Genomic DNA, 26,741 nt, shown 5'->3' with positions numbered 1-26,741 from the left:
GAAGAAAAATCTTAAATCCTGCGTACTCCGTGGGATTTTTTTATTGAGGTCCCAATTATAAAAGTAACAATAGTTTTTTTTATAAAATTGAGGATATCTGTAATCTCATTAAAAGTCAATCACTTATATTTACAATAAGGATTATTCCGTTGTGTAAACATTTAAAACGGCTTTTACAGGTCGCTTTCATTTTATATACAGGTTAAGTGTTTTATGAAATCTTATTAATTAGAGTAGGTGAAATAGGTATTGTGTGACTCAAATCTGCTAAGATTTATAAAAAAATTGATGACAATTAGAGGTTAGTTTATTTCCACCCGCAAATAAACCGGTAAATGATCTGATAATTTTCTCACCCTTTCCAGATTTTCACATTCTCTAACGAAATCAATGACACCACTTTTGGTTTTAGCAATGGTGTTGGAGTAGAAAATATTATCAATAGCATGGTTACGGTAGTCAAAACCATCACAGGTCTTTTTCAGTGTAGTTTTTTGGTGAGTAACGGCAGGAGCGTAGCCTTTGGTTTTAAAAGTATCAAAAATAGGTAGGGCTTCTTCCACATTAAAGTCCCCAGCTAGAATCACTGAGCCAGTAAAATGTGTAGTGATGTGTTGTGTCAAGGCCTTAATTTCGGCTTCTGGGTTTTTGTCATGAGGTCTGGAGTGAAAGTTGATAAGGGTCAATTTTTTATCAGCCATATAAAAATTTAAGAAAAATGGTTCCCTGTCAATTAGGGCATCTAGTTCTTTTAATAACCTGCCTCTATTCTTAATTTTAATATGCTTGGTTTTCCAAACAAACGCATAACGCTCTGATGCATATTTAGTCCCGTTCGTGGGGTCGCTGATTACATAATCCCATTTAGCACCTTTTCTATTTAATAGATCGGAGAGTTTGGCAACAGCCTGTGCACCTCCATATCCTGAAACTACTTCTTGTATGGCTACAATGTCTACATCTCTTACAACCTCTGCAATTTGTTCCAATTCATCATTGCTTTTGGTCTTTCCAAAATCTTGAATGTTCCATGAGACAATGGTGATTTCATCCTGTTGTGAAAAAATTTGGACTGAAATTAATAGAATGAATAAGAGTAGTATTTTCTGAAACATAAGTTTGCGTTCAATGAAATGCGAAGCTATAGAAAGTTAAGGTTACAGGTTTACGTAAATCCGTAGTTTATACTTGAATGAGCCAAATAATCCGCTTAATCAACTCATAAAAATACTATATTTGAGCCGAATAAATGATTTAATCGGCTCATGAAATACAATTGGCAGCAAAAAGACTGGCCTCATTTTCAGTATAAAACTGAGGCTGTTGAAGATGTACTCTATGATTTTGCAAAGCGTACGGGGCGTATTAGTGGCGTATTGGATGGTTTTTCTGAATCCGAACAAACAGAAGCTATGATAAACTTAATGGTTTCCGAAGCTATAAAGACCTCGGAGATAGAGGGAGAGTATCTGAGCCGAAAAGACGTCATGTCCTCTATTAGAAGGAATTTGGGCTTAAATCCTGAGCTACCTGTATCTAAGGATAACAGAGTTGAAGGAATAACCGATTTAATGCTGGCAATCCGTAATCACTTTACGGCCCCTCTTACAGAAGAGATGCTTTTTGATTGGTATATCATGCTAATGAAGGGTAGTAAAGGGATAGAAATAGGCCAATGGCGTTCGCACGAAGAACCCATGCACATAGTTTCTGGGGCAATAAGTCGTGAAATCGTTCATTTTCAAGCCCCACCTTCAAATACAGTTCCTTCAGAAATGAGCGAATTCATAACCTGGTTCAATGAATCCCGGAATGTGATTCATAAACCTATCATACGCTCCGCTATCGCTCACCTGTATTTTGAATCTATCCACCCTTTTGAGGATGGTAATGGTAGAATAGGTAGGGCCATTGCAGAAAAAGCACTTTCCCAAAGCATTGACCGCCCGGTTTTGTTTAGCCTTTCTAAATCCATAGAAAGCAATAAAAACGATTATTATACGGCTTTAAAAGTAGCTCAACGTTCCAATGAAATTACAGATTGGATAAATTACTTCGTGAAAACTGTTTTGGACGCACTAATCGATGCCGAGAATGAGATTGAATTTACTTTAAAGAAAACGAAGTTTTTTGACCAACATAAAAGAGATCTTAACGAACGGCAACAAAAAGTGGTTCGTAGAATGCTTGAAGAAGGTTACCAAGGTTTTGAAGGAGGTATGAACGCTCGAAAATATGTTTCGATTGCTAGCACATCTAAAGCAACCGCCACAAGAGATTTACAGGATTTAGTTCAAAAAGAGATATTTACGGCTATTGGTGGTGGGCGTAGTACCCGATATAAGCTACTCGTTTAAATCATAATAAGGAATTTCATGGAGTATAAATGAGTCATATCATTCTTTTCAACGGTTTAAATAAAGATTTATACAAAGGGGGCTTTTGAAATAAACCAAGTTTTATATCCTTTTACAATTAAACAATGGGGAGGAGAGAAGTACTGTAAAATGCTGCAAAGAAGTAAAAAAGGGGCAAAAATGCAGCACGCTCGCAGCACGCTGATTAACATTTATTTAACATTAATATTTTTATAACGCTGATTACCAGTTAGTTAAAAACAAAAAAAGCCTCTAAAATAGAGGCTTTTGCGGTCTGGACGGGACTCGAACCCGCGACCCCCTGCGTGACAGGCAGGTATTCTAACCAACTGAACTACCAGACCGTGGCGTTTAGCGTGTGCAAATATACACTGCTATTCCAATTCCACAAACATTTTTTTAAAATATATTTTAACCTAGATAAAATTTTGTCTTTCTACCATAAACGTATTGAGTACAGCGCTAAAATTTGACCGTACATCCACGTCTACATGTTTGATGCGATATTGGGCACATTTAAGTTTTATTTGCGATAGGTAATTGTTGAGTTCCTTTTCGTAAGCTCCTTTGATGTTATCCGCATAAAGGTCTAGATATTCGCCAGTTTCCACATCTAAAAATCGCTTTGGGGTATTCTCAAAATTAAAATGTAACTCATGTTCCTTATCTATTAAATGGAAAAGAACCACTTCATGTTTATTATATTTTAAATGTCGTAAAGCCTCAAAGAGTTCCTCATTGGACTTTTCGTTCTGGAACATATCGGTAAACAAAAAGATAAGACTACGTCGCTTTATTTTTTCTGCAATTTGGTGCAAAAAGGTGTAAGTTCTTGTTGCTTTAGGTGGGTTAGTGTCTTTGCTTATTTCGTTTAATTTTGCCAATAGCATTTGATAATGGCGTTCACTTCCTTTTTCTGAAGCGTAAAAGCTGTAATCATTGGCATAGACGCTTAATCCCACGGCATCACGTTGCCTTTTAAGAATGTTCATCAATGCCGCTATGGCCAATACCCCAAAACCAATTTTATTTAGGTCGTCTAGTTTTAGATTATCCACCTCCGGATAATACATAGAGGCCGAATTGTCCAAAATCATATGACACCTGAGGTTGGTCTCTTCCTCATAGCGTTTGGTGAAGAGTTTATCTGTTCTTGCAAACAGTTTCCAATCTATATGTTTAGTGCTTTCGCCTTGGTTATAAATTTTATGTTCTGCAAATTCTGCAGAGAAACCATGAAATGGACTTTTGTGAATGCCACTAATAAAACCTTCTACCACTTGATTGGCCAAAAGTTCAAGATTTTGAAAAAGGGTTGCGTTATTTAATTCTGATCGTAGGTCCACGGGATTAAAGATAAAACAAAAAAGGTCCGGCAAGTGCCAGACCTTTCTTAAATACTATGTTAAGAATACTACAACAATGCGTCAATAGCATCGGTATACACTTTTTTCGGTGATACGCCAACTTGTCTGCTTGCGATCTCGCCATTTTTAAACACCAATACTGTTGGTATGTTACGTACGCCGTATTTGGCTGCAAATTCTTGGTTGGAATCTACATCTACCTTACCAACAACCGCCTTGCCCTCGTATTCGTTACTTACTTCATCTATAATTGGACCAACCATTCTACATGGACCACACCATGCTGCCCAAAAATCTACTACTACCGGTTTGTCACTTTTTAACACTACCTCGTCAAAAGTAGCATCTGTTATTTCTAATGCCATTTTATTGCTTTTAAAGATTATACAAATTTAGTCAAATATTATCCAGTTTCCTTACGATTCAATTATTCGTTTTGGTTATAACGTCATCAAGCTAATTTATTACAGGATAGTATGTTTATCGAGATTGCTTAATTCAGCTTAAAATGTATCTGCTCTTCTTCCAATCGTTGTAAAAGTTCACTGGAAATCTGTACTTTCTGCTTTCGGCTGCTTAGGTTTACCTTTATCTGCTCCTGCATTTCATAAACCACAAAATTAATGGGGTGGTCACCTTTGTGGGAAATCAAGGTGTCTTTTAATTTGTGTATTTGCTCTTCCTTAAGCTCGTCTATATTTAATTTTATGGTAAGTTTCTTGGCATAGGTTTCCATTACATCCTGTAAGAGCATAAAACTATTAAATTGCATTCTTGGATCGCCCTTTTTGCCCGTATCCCTATTTACCCAACCTTCACGAACAAATAATTTAATATAGGCGAAGGAATTGAGCATTAGAAAATGTCTGAATTTTAGGTATTCCTCACCAAATATGCGAAACTCAAAAGAGTCCGTATAATCTTCCATTGTAAAGGCTGCCCATCCTTTTCCATTTTTGGAGATGCGATGCTGAACATCGGTAATTACCCCTGCAAACGTCAATTCCCAATTTACATAACTAGGCAAATCGTTACAGCTTGAAATGCTAGCATTGCAAAAAGCGTTGATTTCTGTTTTGAAATCATCCAAAGGATGGCCAGAAATATATATGCCAACTACTTCTTTTTCACGTTTTAATTTTTCCATGGTACTCCACTCCTCGCAAGGCGGAACAATGGGTTCTGGTATCTGTACCTCACTGGCATCGCCAAATAGACTTACTTGGGCAGAATTTTCATTTTCTTGAAATTTCGCACCGTATTTGATTACTTTCTCAAGAAATGTGATTCCATCGCCTTCATCATGAAAATATTGTGCCCTATGGCTGGTGCCAAACGAATCAAAACCACCGGCAACAGCTAAGTTTTCAAAAGCTTTTTTATTGGCTGCCCTTAAATCTATCCGTTTTGCCATGTCAAAAACCGACTTAAAATTCCCATCCTCTTTCCGGTTTTTTACGATGGTTTCAACAGCAGCACGTCCAACGCCTTTAATGGCGCCCATACCAAAACGAACGGCTCCTTCCTTATTTACTGCAAATTTATAATACGATTCATTAACATCAGGGCCCAATACATCCAAGCCCATGCGTTTACATTCCTCCATGAAGAAGGTTACCTGCTTAATGTCATTCATATTATTACTCAAAACCGCAGCCATGTACTCAGCAGGGTAGTGGGCTTTTAGATAAGCTGTCTGATAGGCAATATAGGCATAGCAGGTTGAGTGACTTTTATTAAATGCATAGGCAGCGAAAGCTTCCCAGTCTTTCCAAATTTTTTCTAAAGTTTCACGTGGATGCCCTTTCTTTTCCCCGCCATCTAAAAATTGAGGTTTTAATTTTTGTAGCAAGGCAAAAATCTTTTTACCCATGGCCTTTCGTAAAACATCTGCATCACCCTTTGAGAATCCCGCCAATTTTTGGGAAAGGAGCATCACCTGTTCTTGGTAAACGGTAATCCCATAGGTTTCCTTTAGATATTCTTCCATGTCAGGAAGGTCATAGGTTATCTCTTCCGTGCCATGTTTACGGGCAATAAAACTGGGTATGTATTCCATTGGACCCGGTCTGTACAGAGCATTCATGGCAATAAGGTCATCAAACACGGTAGGTTTTAAATCCTTCATGTGTTTTTGCATTCCTGGTGATTCATATTGGAATACCCCTACCGTTTCCCCTTTTTGGAACAGTTCATAGGTTTTTTCATCATCCAACGGAAAATCATCGGGTACCAAATCAATGCCATGTTTTGCCTTAACAATTTTAACCGTATCCTTGATTAAGGTTAAGGTTTTTAACCCCAAGAAATCCATTTTCAGTAACCCCGCACTTTCTACAACGGAATTGTCAAATTGGGTAACGTAAAGATCTGAATCTTTGGCAGTGGCTACAGGAACAAAATTGGTAATGTCATCTGGTGTGATGATGACCCCACAGGCATGAATACCCGTGTTACGTACAGAACCTTCCAAAGTCCTTGCCATTTTAAGGGTCTGGCCCTCTAAATCGTCCCCATCATGAATATTGAACAATTGATATATTTTCTCCAGATCATCTGCTCGGAACTTTTTCTTCAAGTCGGCATCTGATTGCCCAAAAATCTTGCCTAATTTGGACATGGTGGGAATCAGTTTTGCAATACGGTCGGCATCGCCTAATGGTAAATCTAGAACTCTGGCTGTATCCCGAATGGAGGATTTGGCGGCCATAGTACCGTAGGTGATAATTTGTGCTACTTGGTTGGCGCCATATTTATTGATCACATAGTCCATAACACGACCACGGCCCTCATCATCAAAATCAATATCAATATCAGGCATGGATACCCTGTCTGGATTTAGGAACCGCTCAAAAAGCAAGTCATACTTCAGGGGGTCTATGTTGGTAATGGTAAGGCAATACGCAACAACAGAACCTGCTGCGGAACCTCTTCCTGGCCCAACGGATACGTCCATATTCCGTGCTTCACGAATAAAATCCTCAGTAATTAGAAAATAGCCGGGATAACCCGAATTTTTTATAGTATCAAGCTCAAAATCAATACGTTCCCTTATCTCAGGTGTAATCTCCCCATATCTTTTTTTAGCACCTTCATAGGTAATATGTCGTAAATAAGCATTCTCGCCACGGTTGCCACCATCAGCGTCATCTTCTGCAACCTTATATTCTACAGGAATGTCAAACTTAGGCAAGAGTACATCACGTGCCAGTTCAAAAGGTTCTATTTTGTCAAGAATTTCGGAGACACTAATTATGGCTTCAGGGATGTCCTTGAAAAGGGCTTTCATGTCTTCTTGTGACTTAAAATAGTATTCCTGATTAGGAAGTCCATAACGATAACCCCGACCGCGACCTATAGGTGTGGCTTGCTTTTCACCATCCTTTACACACAGCAAGACATCGTGTGCATCGGCATCTTCTTGCGCGCAATAATACGTGTTGTTGGTCGCCAATACTTTTACCTGATGTTTTGTGGCGAAATCTAGAAGTACTTTGTTTACACGGTCTTCATCTTCTTGCCCATGACGCATAACTTCTATGTACAGGTCATCGCCAAATTGTTCTTTCCACCAGATAAGTGCCTCTTCTGCTTGGTTTTCGCCAATATTAAGTACTTTTCCCGGTACCTCACCATACAAGTTACCCGTAAGTACAATAATATCTTCTTTGTACTGTTGAATTACTTTTTTGTCTATTCTAGGGACATAGTAGAAACCATTGGTATAGGCAATTGATGACATTTTGGCCAGATTGTGATATCCGTTTTTGTTTTTGGCCAAGAGTACTATCTGGTACCCGTAATCTTTTACACTTTTGTTGGTATGGTCCTCACATACAAAAAACTCGCAGCCAATAATCGGTTTTAATTCTAGCTCACTGGGTTGTTCACCGTTCTCTATTAATTCAGCATTTTTTTCTCTAACGGTCTTGTTATGTGCGCCTATTTCCTTTACAAAATGAAAAGCACCCATCATATTGGCATGGTCTGTTAGGGCAACGGCAGGCATTTGATTGTCTGCAGCAGCCTTTACCAGATCCCTAATGGCAATGGTGGACTGTAAAACCGAAAATTGTGAATGGTTATGCAAATGGGCATAGGCTACGTCCTCTAAAGTGGCAAGGTTCTCCTTTATTTCCTCCTTAGTAACGCCGCCGGTATCTTTCTCCCAAAGGGCATCTGCAATTTTTTTAGATGCTTTTTTTAGGTTGATGTGTTTTAGGCCAATAAGCTGTATTTCTTTGGGATTGGCTTCTGAGAACTGTTCAAAGTAATCTGGTGGTACATCTAATTGTTCTGTGGTGTACTGTTTTTTGCGCACCAATTCCAAAAAGCAACGTGTGGTAGCCTCAACATCCGCCGTGGCATTATGTGCCTCGCCAAAAGGTTCTCCAAACAAATATTGATGTAGTTCGGTTAGGGTAGGGAGTTTGAATTTCCCCCCGCGACCTCCCGGGATTTGGCAAAGTTGTGCGGTACGTTCCGTACAAGTATCCAAAACGGGTAGTTCCTGCAACGGGTTGGTTATATTGAGCCTATGGAATTCTGCCCCCATGATATTTAAATCAAACCCTACATTCTGACCTACGATAAACTTGGTTTTGGACATAGCTATATTGAACTTTTCCAATACTTCTGCCAGAGGAACCCCTTTTTGTTGCGCCAGTTCCGTAGAAATACCATGAATTTGTTCAGCGTCATAAGGAATATTAAAACCTTCTGGTTGCACTAAATAATCTTGATGTTCCAAAACATTGCCCATGGCATCATGCAACTGCCATGCAATCTGTATACAACGGGGCCAATTATCGGTGTCGGTTATAGGGGCATCCCAGCGTTTAGGTAATCCGGTAGTTTCGGTATCAAAAATTAGGTACATACATGTAGTATTTGAATGTGGGCTTCAATCAAAAAATAGGAACAGATAAAATTAGGTAAAACTTGGGCTTTGGTAAAAGGGATTTACTAGGAGTTATTAACTAAAAAAAACCGAACATATATATGTTCGGTTTTTTAAATGACTATTTATATGGATTAGGAGACTGCCTCTTCAAATATTTTGGCGTTGTTCAACGCTTTTTCAATCTCATTCCTGTGTTTTATGAGCATGTTTTCCGTGGAAGGTGCCCATACTATTTCGGTATCGCTTAAGATTTCGTTATACTCTTCAAGACTTGCTTTTTCTCCTCGTTCAACTTCTTCCAAAATTCTTTCCGTGTCGTCGCTGGTAAAAGTCGTAGTTAAGTTCATCCAAGTTCTATGCAAATCACCTTTTAGGCTTCCGCCTTTTTCTGGCAATTCACCATATATTTGGATTTCTTTTTTCAACTCATGTCCAAAATTGTAACGTTGCTGTACCTTATCGGCCAAGAATTTTTTTACGGTTGGGTTATCTGCTTTATCCTGTGCTAGTTTATAGCCTTTTTCGGCATCGTATGTTCTGGTTAATAAATCGTTTAATCTGTTTGAAATTTTTTCTGAATACTTCATATTATCTCTTATCATTTAAATTTATAATGGTTATTGGTTATCAACAACTACACTATTTAAGTTATAAGAAATATTGCCAAATACAAGTATTTACAGGGGTTTAGTATGTTTTTAACGGTTTGGCGACTGTTTTCTTAAAGCATTTAACATGTTGGAGGGATATTTACTTCAAAAGTTGTGTTGTACAAATTCTAAAATAAACTATATTTGCACCCGCTTTTAGTCCAGCTATGGTCGCTAATTGCGAAAAGTAAAAAAAATAGAATTAATAATCATGGGTCGGGCACCCTACAAATTAATGTGATATGCCAGTAAAAATTAGATTACAAAGACACGGTAAAAAAGGTAAACCTTTCTATTGGGTTGTTGCAGCAGATGCAAGAGCAAAAAGAGATGGTAAATTTTTAGAAAAGTTGGGTACTTACAACCCAAACACAAACCCAGCAACTATAGATCTTAACGTTGATAGTTCTGTAAAATGGTTACAGAATGGTGCACAACCTACAGATACCGCTAGGGCAATCCTTTCTTATAGAGGAGTTCTTTTAAAGCATCATTTATTAGGTGGTGTTCGAAAAGGTGCATTAACAGAAGAGCAAGCGGAAGAAAAATTCAATGCTTGGGTTTCTGAAAAGGCAGCTGCAATAGACGCCAAAGTGGGTGGTTTAGACAAAGCAAAACAAGAAGAAAGAGCAAAAGCATTAGCTGCTGAGAAAGCTGTAAATGAGAAGCGTGTTGCTGAAGCCGCCGCTGCTGCGTTGCCAGAAACTCCAGAAGGAGAAGATGCTGCTGCTGAGGTAGAAGCTGTTGAGGCTGCTCCAGAAGTTACAGAAGAGGCACCTGCTGCTCCTGAAATGAAGGATGAGGCTGCTGCTGAAGAAGAATAGATAATATAGGAAACGATGGACAAGTCTGCTTGTTTCTACTTAGGTAGAATCGTTTCTAAATATAGTTTTAAGGGAGAGGTATTGGTAAAATTAGATACCGATGATCCCGAGATTTACGAAAATATGGAATCAGTATTTGTTTCTCTGGGAAACAATCTGATTCCATTTTTTATTAAACGATGTCGCCTACACAAATCTAATCTGTTGCGAATAGATTTTGAAGAAGTGAAATCAGAGTCTGACGCAGACCGTATTATGCGATCAGAACTGTATTTACCCCTTTCCATGTTACCAAAACTTACAGGTAACAAATTCTATTACCATGAGGTAATTGGGTTTACCATGATAGATGCCGTTCATGGGAACATAGGACAGATACAAAGTGTAAATGATAGTACATCACAGGCACTTTTTGAAGTGCAAAAAGGAGACAAGGTATTGCTTATTCCCATAAATGATGAAATCATCACTAAAGTTGATAGGGAAAACCAGACCATAGAGGTAGCTACCCCAGAAGGTCTGGTAGAATTATATTTATCCTAACTTTCCAAGGCTTGTTTGGCAAAAGCCAAACATTTTTTAACCTCCTCTACCGCATTGGAGCCTTCGGGTATGTCATATTCCAACTCTATTGTAGCTGGGAAAGAATAGTTATTGTCGCGCATAAGTTGTAGCGCCTCTGTAATAGGCGTATCACCTGTACCCCAAACTAAGTTCCCTTTTTCATGTTCCGGTGTTTGGCGATCTTTTATGTGCATACTCTTTATGCGTTCGTGTTTTTCTTTAATAATATCTAAAGGCGCATTATTTCCAGCAGCAACAAAATGACCCAAATCTAAATTTAGCGCATTGTGTTCTGATTGCCCTAAAGCGGTATCCCAGAAGGTTGGAGTTTGCTGTTCATGACCATGATACGCCACATAAATACCATGGTTGGCTGCTATCTTTCCAAGTTTTGCGGTATGGGCATCATCACTGGGATGCTCCAAGGTAACATGGCTGGCACCTAAAACCTTTGCCACCTTCATACCCCAATTTATTTCATCATCTGTATTGTTTTTGCCAAAGGCACTTGGTTTAAAGGCATAAATTGAAACTCCAGCGTCATTATACATTTTTCGTAATTCCTTAAACTTGTCCATAGAAACTGTAGCACGCCATGCGGCTACTTCTTTGTTGTACGCATCCAAGGTCTTTTGCATTTCCAAAAATTCCTTTTCTTCCTTTTGGTCTAGTTCGTTGTTTCTCTTTTTTCTCATTAGTCCATAAAAGGCGCGTCTGTCCACCGGACTTTCTGGTTTACCGGCAAAAGACTCGGCTGGATCCCCCATGAGCTCTATGGCATTTATGCCACAATCTAATACATATTGTAAGGTTGCTTTTGCACTTTGATCTGGCATACTTCTAAAGGAATAGGTAATTACTCCCAATTGAACACCTCTAATTTTGGAATTAGGGATGTAAGCCCATTTTAAACCACGTGCTGCACTAAGAAGTGATGGGCCAACCAATGCTGTCCCAGTTGCCGCCAAGGTGGAATTTTTTAAAAATTTTCGTCGACTAATACTTGTTTTGTTTTCTTTCATATTTCTAGTTGTTTATTTGGCTGTTTTGGTTAATTCTGGCATAGCATACAATTTCAATTGTCGCATACGCCAAGGTATTTCATTTTCATCTTCAAAGCCTTCTGTAAGGGTGAATTTGATATATTTAGCACTTGTCACTTCAAAATCTTTGTTAAAATCTGGACTATCGCCCAGACCTTGGTAAACTGAATCCCAATTCTCTCCATCCAATGAAGTTTCTATTTTAAAAGAACGGGGGTACGTTTGTAATGGCGGCGGCGACCCTTCTCGCCAACCTCTTGAGATGGGTTGCGAATTATAAGAAAGGCCTGTTAGTCCTATGCTTTTAGGGAACTCAACTTGAAACCACATCCCTTTCTTTTGGTGTTCGCCAGTGGTCCAACCTTCATAATTAAATGCACTCTTAGGAGAAGCGGTTCCTCCAATTCGGTTAGGTGCGGTATGGCTGGAGGTAACTTTCCAATCACTGCCCAAACTTAGGTATTTAGGAACAGAGTTTATTAATTCAGTATAACGGTAGGTGCCGTTTTGCCTAGTTGTTTTAGCTCGTATTCTAGCAACTTGATCAGCCGTCACCATACTGGCCTCATTCGATAAATTTTGTCTTATATAAGACGCTATCGCGGCTATCCACGCATCATCCTGTTCTTTATTGCCTACCATAATTCCTGCAGGATAGGTTTTACCTTCCAACGGCCCTTCTAAGCCATGCAAGATGGTTTTAATGATATATTCCGGATGTTGTTGCACCCTAATAGAACCCGCTAGAGGAGGTGCCATTACGGAGCCATTGCCTAAAGGGGTGCCTGTACCATCATTGCCATGGCATTGTACGCAAAGCTCATTAAATATTTCCTTTCCCATCTCCAACGATTCTTGCTCAGATTCAGAAAGAACTGTGGCATTTCGGTTCCATCGATTACGGACTTCTGGAGGATTTACAATCTGGTTGCCAATTACTTGTATCCCTTTTGCCTTATTTTCTATCATTAGATTTATTATCTCGGTTTTGTGTCCGGGAATATCCAGATATTTACAGGTAAGCATAGCTTGTAGGGCTACATCGGTATCAGGATCTTTTAATAATTGTAAGTACAAATCATTAAAAGATTTGTTTCCAGCTTTGTAAAGAGTTTCACTAGCTCTTAAAGCTTGTATTTTTATTTTAGGGTCATTATCCTTAAACAGGGGTAATAATGTTTCTTTTTGTAAAGCACCAAGACCTTCCAGACACCAAATGGCATGTATTCTTGCAAATTGATTGGTGTGGTTCAAAACCATATCTTTTAGAATGGGAGCCACGCTTAAGTCCTTGGATAATACAATTAGCTGTTGCGCCTTATCACGCCACCACCCATTAGGATGATCCAGAAATGATATGAGTTCACTTGCTTTTTTATTGAACATATTAGGTCTTGTCCTGTCACGTTCTTTACTCTCATGTGTAATACGCCATATACGGCCTAAACCAATAACTTTATCTAATTGGTACTGTTCAATTTTGGTTCTTAGATAGGTGCCTTTCTGTGCCCATTGCCCTTCTTGTATGATGCCATGGTACATATCCGTGATATATAAAGTGCCATCTGGAGCAGTGGTCATGTCCACAGGTCTAAATAAGGGATCTGTAGAGCGAAGAAATTCAGATTTTTCATTCTGATAAACATTATGCAATGTAGTTAACCCCTCATTTACTTCTGGGTTGATTTGTCTTACGATACGTGCTACCGGTTCACCGTAAAAGTACTGACCATAGAGATTTTCTGGTAATCTGTCTCCCCTATACACATCATTGCCAGCAGATCCCGTTACCCTATTGGTAGATCCGTCTGGTTGTCTAACCCTGTCCATACCCTCTTGTAAATCAGCAATTTTTACCGCCACGCCCCAGGGTACTTCAAATCCTTCTGCAAATTCATTTTCAAAAGTAAAGTTACCGTAATGAACAGGAAATTGGAAATGGGACGGGACACCACTCGCACCTCCCTGGAACCATAGTTTGCCACTATCATCATGGGTAACACCCCACTGTGCACGGTTGTAACCCGTCTTTTCCCGTATCACCCCATTTGGTGTCTCCCTGACCCTAAAGGCATTTACGGTACTATACAGCCAATTGTCCATACCATAATACATAAAGGCCTGTTGATGCTCAACATTTCCAGAACGTCCATATTTGTTGGTAAAGAACTCCTTTTTGTCTGCTTTTCCATCTCCATTAGTATCTGTGTATTTGTATACATCATCTGTATCTGACTCCATGGAGAGAATACAATCTTTACCATACGGCAAAACAAAACGGGGAAATATTAAACTATCAACAAAAACGGTTCCCGTTTCGTAAACTCCATCATTATCCTTGTCCTCCCATCTGGAGATTCTACTTACAGGTTCAAGAGTACCATCAGAATCTGCCGTTAACATATAGGTTCTTAATTCCAATACGTACATCCTTCCATTACCATCAAAGGAGATGGCCCCGGGTTGTTCAATTTGTGGTTCAGTTAAAACAGGTTCAATATGATAACCCGCTGGCAAAAGAAATTTGGTCGCTTCCTCTTCGGGTTGAAGTGGAAGAACAGGTGCTTTGGGATCGAGGTCAATTCCTTTCCAATCTTCATCCTCCGGGTCTGCATCGAGTGGCAAGGATAATTGTGGTAAGGTGTCGGACATTGAATTGATGACCGTTTCTACGGGAGTCGGTTTTTTTATTTCGGGTTGACATCCATAAAGTAGAAGTATACAGGAAATGGATATTAGGAAATGAGGTAGGGATAGATATCTTTCGAATTGAAATTTTAACTTGCTCATTAGTAAAGGCATTGGATAGGTCTTTTCAACCTTTGAATGTATAAAAAATAACTATATTCAGATTGATAATAATCTAAATTTTATGATATATAATGAGAAAAAGGAAAAGATCAATACTTAAAAACACTTTTTTAATATTATTTTCTGTATTTATTTGTTCATTGGCGCTAGGGCAGTCTAATCATGAAACTTTTTGGGAACCGCCCAATATAGTGTTGATTTTTACCGATGACCAAGGCTATAATGATGTTGGTGTTTTTGGAGCGGATGATATTGAAACACCCAACTTAGATCAAATGGCAAAGGATGGACTTTTGCTTACCAATTATTATGCAGCACAGGCCGTTTGTTCCGCATCCAGAGCAGGAATATTAACGGGTTGTTACCCTAATCGGATAGGAATCCATAATGCCTTGATGCCTAATAGTAAGGTAGGTTTAAACCCCAGTGAAACTACATTGGCAGAAATGCTTAAGGAAAGGGGGTATGCCACTGGTATATATGGTAAATGGCATTTAGGGGATGCGCCTGAATTTCTGCCTTTAAACCATGGATTCGATGAATATTATGGGATACCTTACTCTAATGATATGTGGCCGCTACATCCTCAACAAGGTTCAGTATTTAATTTTGACCCATTACCCTTATATCAAAATGAAATAGTAATAGACACGTTAACGGATCAGACCAATTTGACTACAGCCATCACAGAAAAAAGTGTGGATTTTATCAATAGACATAAAGATGCCCCATTTTTTCTTTACGTGCCACACCCACAGCCCCATGTTCCCCTGTTTGTATCGGAGAAGTTTAAAGGCAAATCAAATAGAGGTTTGTATGGTGATGTAATAATGGAGCTGGATTGGTCTGTTGGTGAAATTTTGAAAGCTTTGGAGCAAAATAACCTTACCGAGAACACCTTGGTCATCTTTACCTCTGATAATGGTCCGTGGCTTGCCTATGGCAATCATTCTGGTAGTGCGTATCCTTTGCGCGAAGGGAAGGGCACGGCTTGGGAAGGAGGCCAAAGAGAGCCTTTCATTGTTAAATATCCGAAGGAGATAAAAGGAGGTGATATTTTAGGCACACCTGTAATGGCCATAGATATATTACCAACGATTGCAGCGCTGACCGATTCAAAATTGCCAGACGCTACATTGGATGGTAAAAGTGTATGGAAATTGCTCAAGGGTCAAACCAAATCCAGCCCACAGGAGGCATATTTCTTTTATTATAGGGTTAATGAACTATTTGGTGTACGTTATAAAAATTGGAAAATGTACTTTCCACATACGTACAGGACCATGGAAGGTCAGGAAGCCGGCAAAGATGGAATTCCGGGCGAATATAAAATGATTAAGCTGGATACGATTGAATTATATAATTTGGAAGTTGATCCAAGTGAAAAACATAACTTGGCGAACGAATTTCCCGAGGTGGTAAAAACAATTAAAAAATTAGCAGACAATATGCGATTTAAATTAGGGGACAGTTTAACAGGTATTGAAGGGTCCGAGAACAGGGATTCAGGTATATTAAAATGAGCAAACCATTTAAATGTAAACAGTTTACGGTTAACCAAGATCGCTGTGCCATGAAAATAGGCACGGACGGTATCTTGCTTGGGGCATGGACTCCGTTGAACAACAATCCATGCTCAATTTTAGATATCGGTGCAGGAACGGGTATCATCAGTTTAATCATGGCACAACGGAGTAACGCGGAACTAGTTGATGCCATAGAGATAGATGAGAATGCCTATGAGCAATGTGTTGGGAATTTTGAAGCTTCACCATGGGGAGATCGGTTGTTTTGCTATCATGCTGGATTAGATGAGTTTGTGGATGAAATTGATGATACATATGATTTAATTGTGTGTAATCCACCATTTTATACTGAAGTTGTAACCACTGGAAATAAACAAAGGGACCTTGCAAGACAAAATAGTTTTCTTCCTTTTGATGAACTGTTGCAAGGGGTATCCATTTTACTGTCAGAAGCTGGATCGTTTACCGTTATTATCCCATTTAAAGAAGAAATTCAATTTATAGCAATAGCAAAAAAGATAGGGCTTTTCCCAAGTAAAATAACAAGAGTAAAGGGGAACACCACAAGTGAGGTAAAGCGTAGTCTTCTGGAAATCAGCAAAAAAGAGATGACGGTGGAAATAAGAGAGTTGATTATTGAGAAAGAGAGACATGTGTATACAGAGGAATACATTAACCTAACAAGGGATTTTTATTTAAAAATGTAACTTTTTAATTGCGCAATGTTATATTTTTATATTCATTTATGTAAAAAAATTGTATGAAGCCTGATTTATTTGAAGCACCTGACTATTATAATTTAGACGACTTATTTACCGAAGAACATCTATTGGTGCGCGACGCTGCCCGACAATGGGTTAAAAGGGATATTTCTCCAATTATAGAAGAATATGCCCAAAATGCTATCTTCCCAAAACAAATTTTATCTGGTTTAGCAGAAATAGGGGCGTTCGGACCTTATATTCCAGAAGAATATGGTGGAGCAGGGCTAGATCAAATAAGTTACGGACTCATTATGCAAGAAATAGAGCGTGGCGATAGCGGGGTGCGTTCCACCGCTTCTGTGCAGTCCTCATTGGTAATGTATCCTATATACTCTTATGGAACGGAGGAACAACGTAAAAAATATTTGCCAAATCTGGCTTCGGGGGAAATGATGGGTTGTTTTGGCCTAACAGAACCTAACCATGGGTCCAACCCTGGTGGTATGGAAACCAAGTTTAAGGACATGGGAGATCACTATCTTTTAAATGGGGCCAAGTTGTGGATTTCTAACTCACCTTTTGCCGATATAGCCGTGGTATGGGCTAAAAATGATGAGGGTCGTATTTATGGATTGATAGTAGAACGTGGCATGGAAGGTTTTTCTACTCCAGAAACACATAATAAATGGTCGCTACGCGCTTCGGCGACTGGAGAGTTGATATTTGATAACGTAAAAGTACCTAAGGAGAATCTGTTGCCTAACAAATCTGGTCTGGGTGCCCCGTTAGGTTGCTTGGATTCTGCCAGATACGGAATTTCTTGGGGAGCCATAGGTGCGGCAATGGATTGCTATGATACCGCTCTGCGTTATGCCAAAGAACGTGTTCAATTTGGCAAACCTATAGCCGCTTTCCAATTGCAGCAGAAGAAATTGGCCGAGATGATTACAGAAATAACAAAGGCGCAACTTTTAGCATTTAGATTAGGGCAGTTGAAAAATGAAGGGAAAGCTACTACGGCACAAATATCTATGGCAAAAAGGAACAATGTGGACATGGCCATTAAAATTGCAAGGGAAGCAAGACAAATTTTAGGAGGAATGGGCATTACTGGAGAGTATAGTATTATGCGCCATATGATGAATCTAGAAAGTGTAATTACTTATGAAGGAACACATGATATTCATTTGTTGATTACAGGCGCAGATATCACAGGTCATCAAGCATTTAAATAAGTTAACCAATTGCTTAGGTTAATTTAACATGCTCACAAAAAAGACGCGCTATTTTTGCCGTGCGTGTTTTAAGATGCATGCTAATGTTTGAGTTAGTTAGCTTAAGCCGATGGGAGCATCGGCTTTTTTTTATATAAAAAAGTAAGGTGTTTTACACTTTTTTACCAAGAAAGTCGCGATACCATTTCCCAGACGATTTTAGGGTTCTTTTTTGACTTTTAAAATCAACATGTACGAGTCCAAACCGTGGGTAATATCCTTCGGCCCACTCGAAATTATCAGTAAAGGTCCAAACAAAATAGCCGCCGATATTCAACCCCTCTTGTTTCGCTTTTAAAACGTGTTGTATATAGTGTTGTAGAAACAACTTTCGATTGGTGTCATTTACCTCACCATCTATTGGTTCATCTTTAAAAGCAGCACCATTTTCAGTAATTATAAGTCTGGGAATTTTCCTGTAGCTATTGAATTTTTTAATCATTTCATAAATACTAGCAGGGTAGACCTCCCAATCCATTAATGTGGTGGCCACATTGCGTTTTGTGGCTTTTATTATTTTCGCCCTTAGATAAGGAACAAAATAGCTATGCCCAACCACTTCCCTAGTATAATTTTGGATTCCAATAAAATCGAAATCAAACGTACTCCGTTCCATATCCCCAGATAGGATATAAGGTTTTAATTTTTTTAGAATGGGTAGGTCTTCTGAGGGGTAGCCAAGTCCTAAAACAGGTTCTATAAAAAGTCGGTTTAATAAAGCATCCACTCGTATGGCTGCTTTAGCATTCCTTTTACTTTGGTTTTTAGGTGTAATTTGGGAACAGGAGTAGGTTGTTCCTATTTGTGCATTGTTTACTTCTTTTCTTAAAATTCTAGCACCTATGGCCTGTGAGAGTTGTGCGTGGTGTACTGCAGGCAAAAATTGTTTTATCCCTTTTTTCCCAGGGGCATGCACGCCAAGAAAATAACCACCTCCCGTAAAAACCATAGGTTCGTTTAAAATCATCCAGTGTTTTACCCTATCACCAAAATGACTTGCACAAACCTTTACATATTGGGAAAACCAATGCAGTATTTTTCTATTGGTCCAACCACCTTGTAATTCCAATGAATGTGGGAGGTCCCAATGATAAAGGGTTACCCAAGGTGTAATGCCAGATTCAAGACAAAAATTAATAACATCATTGTAAAAATCAATTCCGTTATGGTTTATTTCACCAATGCCATTGAGTAAAATTCTACTCCAAGATAAAGAAAACCTAAAATTTTTAAGGTTCATGGATTTCATCAACAGGATATCCTCTTTGTACTTGTGGTAAAAATCACAGGATTCCCGTGCGGTATGGTTTTGATAGATGTTTCCTTTTTCATTGGAAAATATGTCCCAAATGGAATATCCTTTTCCGTCTTTTTTATAAGCCCCTTCTGTTTGAAATACCGCAGTGGCCACACCCCAAACAAATTCTTCTCCAAAATCTGTAATGCTTAGAGGTATTTCTGTTGAATTTATTTTTTCTTCCAATCCTAATGAATCCCTTTAGTGGTGGTTTCTCCCAATAAACGCAAAACAATTTCATCGGTACGATCAGGATAATCTACGGGAACGATAATATTACTCTCCACCCAATTTTTAACCTTGTCCAAATGCTTGTCTTTTAGCGATTTTATGACAGGAACACCCATGTTCTTTAAAGCAGCGGCATTGCATTGTTGCTCATATTGACCTTTCATAGGAATTACCAATAATTTTTTTTGCATGAAAAGTGCTTCTGCGGGGGTTTCAAATCCAGCTCCACAAAAAACACCTTTACTACTGGCCATGCTTTGTACAAAGGCTTCATTTGTTATAGGTCTTATCATTATTTTTCCTGAGGTAATTTCCTTATCGTTATGTTTAGAAAATACTTCCCACCGTATTTCTGGCATTTGAGATAGAAACCCGAGTAGTTTTCCATCACTATAAGAAGGTAGGTATACCGTATAATGATCTTTTGTACTGATCTCTTGATTACGAATGTCATTTCTTATAATTGGCGTAAAAATGCCATTTTCATAAGCTTTGAAGTGAAGTCCGAATTGATGACTGGTAGGCGCGTAGTTTTTTAGTATCCATTTGCCCATTACATCATTTTTTTGTGGTTTAGGTGCAAATTTAGATAGTACTGCAGCTTGGTGACTAAAACTATAACAAGGTTTATTGCGAAGTTTACAGCCCCATGCAGTTATAGGTTCAAAGTCATTTATGATTAGGTCATATTCGAGTATAGGGACCGATTTGATTTCTTTTTGCAGTCGTACCGTATTGGATTTTATATAGGTACGCCACATATCAACACCGCCTTTTTTTCCAAAAATAAAACTTAGGCCTTTAAGCCTATATTTTACCCGGTAGGGAATTTGAATATCTGCTTGCGTACCACTTATTAGAATATCTAAATCTATATTATGCTTAAGTAAGGCCGGAATTACATCTTTGGCCCTACTTAAATGCCCATTTCCCGTGCCTTGAATCGCATATAAAACTTTCATATAGTTGGGTTGTTCAAATATTATAATTATTTCAATTTGACAAGACCACTTGATTGAAATTCTTCTACAAGACTTTGGAACAATGCGGCTTTTTCGAGAACATAGGTTTCTTCGTTGGGATCTTCAGCTTGATTAGCAATTTCAATATCATGTTCGTAGGTATAAAGTTTCCATTTGCCATTATGGTATTCCAGAGCGGTAAGGTTCTCTATCCAATCACCTGAATTTAGATAGGTGACGGTACCTTTATCATTTGATATTTGACGCATTTCCGGTTGATGGATGTGTCCGCAGACCACATAATCGTAATTATTTTCAATGGCAATATCCGCTGCAATTTGCTCAAAATCGTTAATGAACTTTACAGCAGATTTAACACCATTCTTAATTTGTTTGGACATGGATATAGGTCCTTTACCTATTTTTTTGGAAATAAAGTTAATGGCCCTATTTAAGATGATTAAAAAATCATATCCTTTTGCACCTAGTTTTGCTACCCATTTCGAATGTTGCATGGTAACATCAAAGACATCGCCATGAAAAAACCAAGCTTTTTGGTCACACAACGGAAGAACAACTTTGTTGACGATGCTAAAAGAGCCCATTTTAAACCCTGTGAATTTTCTAAGCATTTCATCATGGTTACCCGTGATGTAATGTATTTTTACATCTTTGGCAATCCATTCCATAATCATTTTAACCACTTTCATATGTGATTTTGGCCAGTACCGTTTGCTAAATTGCCAAACATCAATAATATCGCCATTAAGTATTACCTCTTTAGGCCTTATTGATTTCATATATTTTAATAGTTCTTTTGCATGGCAACCATATGTGCCTAAATGTACGTCTGATATGACCACAAGATCAACGGGTCTTTTTTTCATGTAAAAATTTGGATTTAATTTTTCTGGTTTTCCTGAATTTTAGGGGAGCAAAGAAGCTTCCTAATCTGCAGATTAAGAAGTGGGAGGGAAAAACAAGGACATGCAGTTGTATGATTTTCATTCGTACCGAACCTCTAACTACAAAGATTCATGTATTCACTTAAAATTAGCGTTACCAGTTATTTAATCTTTGGTTATGAACTTGTTAAGTTTATGGTACGCATTAATATTTAGGTATTAAAACACGTCTATAAGGTGCTGTGTTGCTTATGATTACATGTTGATTAAATTACTAAATAACATGAATTGACGGTTTCACAACAGAATCACTTTATCTCACAACAATAAGTTTAGTTTCAAAATGTTCCTAACTACATTTACTATGTAATAAAAAAGAAATAAAATTTTTCATTTTCATATAGTGTTCTCGTGAAAGAGTCTGATCCCACAAGGTTGGACTCTTTTTAGTTTACAGCAGTCTTAAAATAACTTATCGTTAGTAAATACATCTGACAACACTTCTTCCATGAAGGGAATCTGTTTTTGGGCTTTAACGGTAAAATCAAATAAACTTAAGCAACGATCCAAATTTTGGTTTTCATAGGTTACTTTATAGTAAATATTGCCATTAAGGTAGTCTGTCAACGCTCTTAACCCATGTAAGAAAGGCATCATAAATACGCCTATGGGCAAAGATTTTATCTCATTTTTAGTTAAGAAAGCCGTGTTGCTGGCCAATCCTTTAGCGATAGCATTGAAAAGCTCAGTATCGAATGTTATTTTGCCATGGTCTTTTTCATCTTCAGATGCTGCGTTTACAATTGTTCGTACAGCGTCACCAAAATCATAAAGGAAGTAGCCTTTCATAATAGTGTCCAAATCAATTAGGCAAAGTGCTTTTTTTGAAGTTTGGGAGAAGAGTATGTTGTTTAACTTAGTATCGTTATGACAAATACGGATAGGTAAATCCTTTAAGTTAAAGGTATTCAGCTTGGCAAGTATATTTTGCGCGGTAATTAGGGCATTTTCAGCAATTTTGATTCTATCATTTTTAGCTGAGGCCAAGGCAGTAGTAAACTGCTCCTTGCGAAATTCTAGATTATGGAATTTAGGAACGGTATCAACATATCCAGATATTGACTCTTTCTGAAGTAGCAAATGAAATTTACCAATGACCCTTCCAGCTTCGAAAGCTATATCTGTATCGTTGGTAGTTGTATAGGTAATGCTATTTGGGATATAATTTACCAAACGCCAAAATCCAAGTTCAGTTTCAGCATAAGCTCCTCCAGAAAGTGTGTGAATGTATTTTAAAGAAGAATAATCACTGCCTTGTAATGCTTCCAAGGCAGTGGTGATATTTTGCATTAACCCCGAAACATCCTTAAAGACTTCGGTATTGATCCGTTGTAAGATATATAAAGGTTGATTGAAAGAGGAGACAAGAAAGGTGTCGTTTATATACCCTGCAGTAAGTGAGCTATAAGTATACTCACGTTTAACAATAGCAAAATACCCCAAAATTGCATTTAGCTCCTCTGGGGTATATTTACTTTTTTTTAGTTCCATAATGGTGAAACGTACTGACCTTCTTTTGTTTTGTTTTGAAGACTTTCCATAGCTTTTTCCTTATCGCTAGCATAGGTTACGCCAAACCAGTCACCACCGGAAGGAATACATTTAACTTCAATTTCCTTGGCTTGTAGCATTTCCTGAATCATAAAAGGAAGATATAATTCGCTGTTGGCGATACGATCTTCATCATTTAGGAATACTCTAAATGCTGACTCTATTTTGTTGAATATAGACGGTCTACAGACCCAAAAATTCATACTGGCCTGTTCTGTACCATTAAATTTTAAGTTGGTATCCTCATCTATAATGTCATCATCAACCTTTATCAACTTTAGTCGTTCTTGAACAGAAATCAAGTTGTCCCCATTTACTTCGCAAACACCTCTGGAAACGGAGCCATGCTCAGATAAGGTGTCTTGTAACGTATAACCTAAAAGCGCATAGGCACTTTCATTAGTTTTCATGAATTCAGCAGCCTTTTTATAGGCAGCTTGACCGTAAAAATCATCGGCATTAATCACTACAAACGGACCATTGATAACATTTCTGGCTGTCCAGACAGCATGGGCCGTGCCCCATGGTTTTTTTCTCTCACCTTCAAAAGTAACTCCAGAAGGTAAGTCAGTAAGTTCTTGGGCAAGGACGTTAAGCTTTATGTGCTTTGGTAAACGCCCACTTAGGTGTTCTTCTAAAAAAGCAACATTTTCTTTTTTGGTAATTACAACAATTTGTTCAAAATCATTTTGAATGGCATCATAGATTGCAAATTCCATTAAAAACTCGCCATTTGGGCCTAAATCATCAAACTGTTTTAATTTGCCGTATCTGCTACCGCTTCCGGCAGCCATTAATAGTAGTGTCATGGTTTTAATTTTTACTCGATAATCGAGATTCAATATTCCAACGTTTACGTTGATTTGTTTATTATAGTTTTTTTTGTTAACCACAAGTATTTATTATGAGGTTAAAAACAGGTCCAAAAATAAGGATTGTCATTAAATAAGAATCAATAATTAGTTATACGGTCGTTATATTTCTATTAATTCTTCATTTCAAGAGATTTTCATAATTTACAGTACAATTAATACTAGAAAATAAATGGGTACTCGTCGCAATTTTATAAAAAGCACCTCTATGGCTGGTGTTGGTCTCATTACAGTGCCAGGTTTAGCAAATACTACCTTTAGTGTTTCGGACAAACTTAATGTTGGCTTGATCGGTGTAGGTTTAAGAGGAACGAATCACTTAAATAATCTTCTGTTAAGGAAAGATGTAAATATTACAGCAATCTGTGATATTGATTCCAACCGAATTGATATTGCCAAAGATTTAATAAAGAAATCAAATGGTAAAGTACCAAAGGTTTTTGGGGCCAATGAGTACGACTATAGGAATTTATTAGAATTGGTTGATGTTGATGCAGTGGTAATTTCAACGCCTTGGTTATGGCACACCAGAATGACGGTAGATGCCATGAAGGCCGGAAAATTTGCAGGTGTAGAGGTATCTGCATCCAATACAATAGAGGAATGTTGGGATCTTGTAAATACCCATGAGGCAACAGGAACACACATGATGATTCTAGAAAATGTAAATTACCGAAGGGATATTCTTGCTGTACTTAATATGGTTAAACAAAACCTTTTTGGCGAGATGGTACATTTTAGATGTGGCTATCAACATGATTTGCGCCATGTGAAGTTTAATGATGGTAAGGAAGCCTATGGAAAAGGTGTGGAATTTGGCGAGAAAGGAATTTCGGAGTCAAAATGGCGTACGGCCCATTCCGTAAAACGAAATGCTGATGTGTACCCTACCCATGGTTTGGGTCCAATTGCTGTAATGGCCGATATTAATAGGGGAAATAGATTTGTTTCCCTGACCTCTCATGCTTCAAAAGCTATTGGCCTACATAATTATATTGTTGCCGTTGGTGGTGAGGAACATCCCAATTCAAAAGTTAAATTTAAGCAAGGAGATGTTATCACAACAACCATAGATACCGCTAATGGGGAAACCATCATTATAACCCACGATTGTAATTTGCCAAGACCCTATTCTTTAGGATTTAGGGTGCAAGGGGCCAATGGTTTGTGGGAAGTTGATGGTAACCGAATTTATATTGAAGGCCAATCTGAATCCCATAAATGGGACGAAGCAACCAATTGGTTACAAAAATACGATCATCCACTTTGGAAAAAATACGGGGAATATGCTTTGGATGCCGGTCATGGCGGAATGGACTTCTTTGTCTTGAATTCATTTATAGAATCTGCTAAGGCAAATATTGCACCACCTTTAGATGCTTATGATGCGGCATCATGGAGTGCTGTTACCCCATTATCTGAAGTTTCTATAGCCAATAATGGGGAGCCACAGGATTTTCCAGATTTTACTAGGGGACTTTGGATGAAAAGAAAACCGTATGATTGGGTGAAGGAGACGTATTAAGGTTTTAGCTCGCTTGCGCTTCCTTGATGGTTTCTTGGGTTTTTTCTTCAACCTTGGAATCTGCAATTGTAAGATTTGATTTCTTCTTTTTAGTGGATTTCAGCCATTTATCTTCCCTATCCCTCATAAAGCTTCTCGATTTAAGAATATGAGGTGCATATGAAATTCCTAGTGCGGCTAGACCCACACCAAATAGAGTAGGAGCGTTGATGAAAAAATCGCTAAAAGAAAAAATACCGATAATTAAAAGTGTAGAAAAAGGTAGGGAGCATGCCAAAATGTTTACCGCAAAATTTATATCGAAGGTGGGTTCCTTATGTTCATCTTTTTCTTCCATTGAGTAAATGGCACTCATGTGTGCAAAAGGCCAGAAACTACAGGAACTTTGAGGAAAAACTACTAATAATAAAATAAGTGCAGGAGTTAAAGAAGGAAATAGAAAAACAAAAATGCTGGAAAGACAAAAGGTGAGTCCCGCTCTTCGGATTAGCATGGATATTATTATCCTAAATTCACCTGATTTAATGCGGACGGCCATACCTATAAAAAGTAATACAAGTGGTGTCATGAGTACCTTCAAACTCAGTATAGTATTCTGAAGAAAATTTGGTAATGAAGTAAGTTTTAGACCTAGTCCCAAAAGAATAAGCCCCAAAACAATGACAATGTTAATAGGTTCGTTTATCAGCGAAAGTACTAGGCTCTTTAACTTGCTTTTGGAAGATGACTTTTTTTTCTTAATCGACCTTAAATGATACCAATGCATGGCCAACATATATAGTAAGATTAGGCCAAATATTTTATTGCCAACATCCGCTAAAGCGGCAAGCGCAAGAGAATCATCTCCTAGATACACCACAATAAAAGGAAAGCATGACAATCCTGGAGCCAATGATGGTAAAAGCATCATTAATGTTCGTTTTTTGGCATTTTCCCCAGTAGGGAGTGTTACAGACAATAGATATTTTGATGCAAGTAGCATCAATAGATTAAAGGACAAGGCCAAGAATGGGAAAATTAATAAGGTTCCCTTAAGTTCTATCTTTAATAGCGCAACGAATATGGTTGCGGGAAGGGCAACACTTAGAACTAGGACTTTTACACCTTTTAAATCCTGTTTTGCCACTTTTTTCTGTAAGAGCAGCCCTAAACCAATGATGATTAGAAGTTCTAAAGTTTTTTGAAGGGCAAAATTCATATGGCTTAAGAGGTAGATTTGGTTAATTGAATTTTATTTAGAGTAGCCCCTTGGAGTTGGACAAGGACGATTATCAAGGCAATTGTCCAATTGATC

General features: G+C 38.1%; 20 protein-coding genes and 1 tRNA gene. 7 read left to right on the top strand and 14 right to left on the bottom strand.

Annotation, left to right across the window (positions count from 1 at the left end; all coding sequences use genetic code 11):
- Nucleotides 1–302: 302 nt before the first annotated feature.
- Entirely contained in the window at nucleotides 303–1,115 is an 813-nt protein-coding gene (locus ACOCEA_RS02380; protein WP_420754592.1) for an endonuclease/exonuclease/phosphatase family protein, read from the bottom strand.
- 150 nt (nucleotides 1,116–1,265) lie between these two features.
- Here ACOCEA_RS02380 and ACOCEA_RS02375 point away from each other — a divergent pair, with 150 nt between their 5' ends.
- Nucleotides 1,266–2,357 (top strand): Fic family protein, encoded by a 1,092-nt coding sequence (locus tag ACOCEA_RS02375; protein ID WP_420754591.1) that lies wholly within the window; start codon nucleotides 1,266–1,268, stop codon nucleotides 2,355–2,357.
- Nucleotides 2,358–2,648: 291 nt separating this feature from the next.
- On the opposite strand, the gene ACOCEA_RS02370 is transcribed toward ACOCEA_RS02375, so the two are convergent.
- The 5 genes from ACOCEA_RS02370 to ACOCEA_RS02350 form a co-directional block, all read right to left on the bottom strand.
- A tRNA-Asp gene (locus ACOCEA_RS02370) sits at nucleotides 2,649–2,722 on the bottom strand.
- Between the two features lie 72 nt (nucleotides 2,723–2,794).
- Entirely contained in the window at nucleotides 2,795–3,724 is a 930-nt protein-coding gene (locus ACOCEA_RS02365) for a DUF58 domain-containing protein (protein ID WP_420754590.1), read from the bottom strand.
- Nucleotides 3,725–3,792: 68 nt separating this feature from the next.
- The gene (gene trxA / locus ACOCEA_RS02360) at nucleotides 3,793–4,110 is read right to left on the bottom strand and encodes a thioredoxin (protein ID WP_420754589.1); all 318 of its coding nucleotides are present in this window, start codon (nucleotides 4,108–4,110) and stop codon (nucleotides 3,793–3,795) included.
- A gap of 128 nt (nucleotides 4,111–4,238) precedes the next feature.
- Entirely contained in the window at nucleotides 4,239–8,624 is a 4,386-nt protein-coding gene (gene dnaE / locus ACOCEA_RS02355; protein WP_420754588.1) for a DNA polymerase III subunit alpha, read from the bottom strand.
- Nucleotides 8,625–8,779: 155 nt separating this feature from the next.
- Nucleotides 8,780–9,235, bottom strand: a complete 456-nt coding sequence (locus tag ACOCEA_RS02350) for a ferritin-like domain-containing protein (protein WP_420754587.1) — start codon at nucleotides 9,233–9,235, stop codon at nucleotides 8,780–8,782.
- Nucleotides 9,236–9,540: 305 nt separating this feature from the next.
- Here ACOCEA_RS02350 and ACOCEA_RS02345 point away from each other — a divergent pair, with 305 nt between their 5' ends.
- Nucleotides 9,541–10,122: a 30S ribosomal protein S16 gene (locus ACOCEA_RS02345; protein WP_420754586.1), complete on the top strand. Its 582-nt coding sequence runs from the start codon at nucleotides 9,541–9,543 to the stop codon at nucleotides 10,120–10,122.
- Nucleotides 10,123–10,137: 15 nt separating this feature from the next.
- On the top strand, nucleotides 10,138–10,665 hold the full coding sequence (gene rimM / locus ACOCEA_RS02340; RefSeq protein WP_420754585.1) for a ribosome maturation factor RimM: 528 nt from the start codon (nucleotides 10,138–10,140) through the stop codon (nucleotides 10,663–10,665).
- Here rimM and ACOCEA_RS02335 read toward each other — a convergent pair.
- Both ACOCEA_RS02335 and ACOCEA_RS02330 read right to left on the bottom strand, forming a co-directional pair.
- Entirely contained in the window at nucleotides 10,662–11,708 is a 1,047-nt protein-coding gene (locus ACOCEA_RS02335; protein ID WP_420754584.1) for a sugar phosphate isomerase/epimerase family protein, read from the bottom strand. The two genes, rimM and ACOCEA_RS02335, sit on opposite strands and share 4 nt — an antisense overlap.
- A 12-nt stretch (nucleotides 11,709–11,720) precedes the next feature.
- Nucleotides 11,721–14,519 (bottom strand): DUF7133 domain-containing protein, encoded by a 2,799-nt coding sequence (locus ACOCEA_RS02330; protein ID WP_420754583.1) that lies wholly within the window; start codon nucleotides 14,517–14,519, stop codon nucleotides 11,721–11,723.
- A gap of 92 nt (nucleotides 14,520–14,611) precedes the next feature.
- On the opposite strand from ACOCEA_RS02330, the gene ACOCEA_RS02325 reads away from it, so the two are divergent.
- Genes ACOCEA_RS02325 through ACOCEA_RS02315 form a run of 3 tightly spaced genes read left to right on the top strand, consistent with a single transcriptional unit; the run spans nucleotide 14,612 to nucleotide 18,005 of the window.
- A complete protein-coding gene (locus ACOCEA_RS02325; protein WP_420754582.1) occupies nucleotides 14,612–16,063 on the top strand; it encodes a sulfatase family protein in 1,452 nt (483 codons plus the stop codon).
- The gene (locus ACOCEA_RS02320; RefSeq protein ID WP_420754581.1) at nucleotides 16,060–16,773 is read left to right on the top strand and encodes a tRNA1(Val) (adenine(37)-N6)-methyltransferase; all 714 of its coding nucleotides are present in this window, start codon (nucleotides 16,060–16,062) and stop codon (nucleotides 16,771–16,773) included. Before ACOCEA_RS02325 ends, ACOCEA_RS02320 begins: the two co-directional genes overlap by 4 nt.
- A 53-nt stretch (nucleotides 16,774–16,826) precedes the next feature.
- Nucleotides 16,827–18,005, top strand: a complete 1,179-nt coding sequence (locus tag ACOCEA_RS02315; protein WP_420754580.1) for an acyl-CoA dehydrogenase family protein — start codon at nucleotides 16,827–16,829, stop codon at nucleotides 18,003–18,005.
- 151 nt (nucleotides 18,006–18,156) lie between these two features.
- On the opposite strand, the gene ACOCEA_RS02310 is transcribed toward ACOCEA_RS02315, so the two are convergent.
- The 5 genes from ACOCEA_RS02310 to ACOCEA_RS02290 all read right to left on the bottom strand — a co-directional run bounded on the left by ACOCEA_RS02310 (nucleotide 18,157) and on the right by ACOCEA_RS02290 (nucleotide 23,859).
- Nucleotides 18,157–19,527: a GH1 family beta-glucosidase gene (locus ACOCEA_RS02310; RefSeq protein WP_420754579.1), complete on the bottom strand. Its 1,371-nt coding sequence runs from the start codon at nucleotides 19,525–19,527 to the stop codon at nucleotides 18,157–18,159.
- A gap of 2 nt (nucleotides 19,528–19,529) precedes the next feature.
- The gene (locus ACOCEA_RS02305; protein WP_420754578.1) at nucleotides 19,530–20,534 is read right to left on the bottom strand and encodes a glycosyltransferase family protein; all 1,005 of its coding nucleotides are present in this window, start codon (nucleotides 20,532–20,534) and stop codon (nucleotides 19,530–19,532) included.
- 26 nt (nucleotides 20,535–20,560) lie between these two features.
- Nucleotides 20,561–21,421: a UDP-2,3-diacylglucosamine diphosphatase gene (locus ACOCEA_RS02300; RefSeq protein ID WP_420754577.1), complete on the bottom strand. Its 861-nt coding sequence runs from the start codon at nucleotides 21,419–21,421 to the stop codon at nucleotides 20,561–20,563.
- A gap of 480 nt (nucleotides 21,422–21,901) precedes the next feature.
- Nucleotides 21,902–22,990 carry a phosphotransferase enzyme family protein gene (locus ACOCEA_RS02295; RefSeq protein ID WP_420754576.1) on the bottom strand — a complete coding sequence of 363 codons (1,089 nt, stop codon included), beginning with the start codon at nucleotides 22,988–22,990 and terminating at the stop codon, nucleotides 21,902–21,904.
- The gene (locus ACOCEA_RS02290) at nucleotides 22,981–23,859 is read right to left on the bottom strand and encodes a nucleotidyltransferase family protein (RefSeq protein WP_420754575.1); all 879 of its coding nucleotides are present in this window, start codon (nucleotides 23,857–23,859) and stop codon (nucleotides 22,981–22,983) included. The genes ACOCEA_RS02295 and ACOCEA_RS02290 overlap by 10 nt, the downstream gene beginning before the upstream one ends.
- 271 nt (nucleotides 23,860–24,130) lie before the next feature.
- On the opposite strand from ACOCEA_RS02290, the gene ACOCEA_RS02285 reads away from it, so the two are divergent.
- Nucleotides 24,131–25,447: a Gfo/Idh/MocA family protein gene (locus ACOCEA_RS02285; RefSeq protein WP_420754574.1), complete on the top strand. Its 1,317-nt coding sequence runs from the start codon at nucleotides 24,131–24,133 to the stop codon at nucleotides 25,445–25,447.
- Between the two features lie 4 nt (nucleotides 25,448–25,451).
- Here the strand turns inward: ACOCEA_RS02285 and ACOCEA_RS02280 are convergent, their stop codons facing one another.
- Entirely contained in the window at nucleotides 25,452–26,645 is a 1,194-nt protein-coding gene (locus ACOCEA_RS02280) for an AEC family transporter (RefSeq protein ID WP_420754573.1), read from the bottom strand.
- Between the last annotated feature and the right edge of the window lie 96 nt (nucleotides 26,646–26,741).

Source organism: Maribacter luteocoastalis, assembly GCF_048890225.1.
Taxonomy (GTDB): domain Bacteria; phylum Bacteroidota; class Bacteroidia; order Flavobacteriales; family Flavobacteriaceae; genus Maribacter; species Maribacter luteocoastalis.
This window is presented reverse-complemented; position numbering and strand designations above follow the sequence as displayed.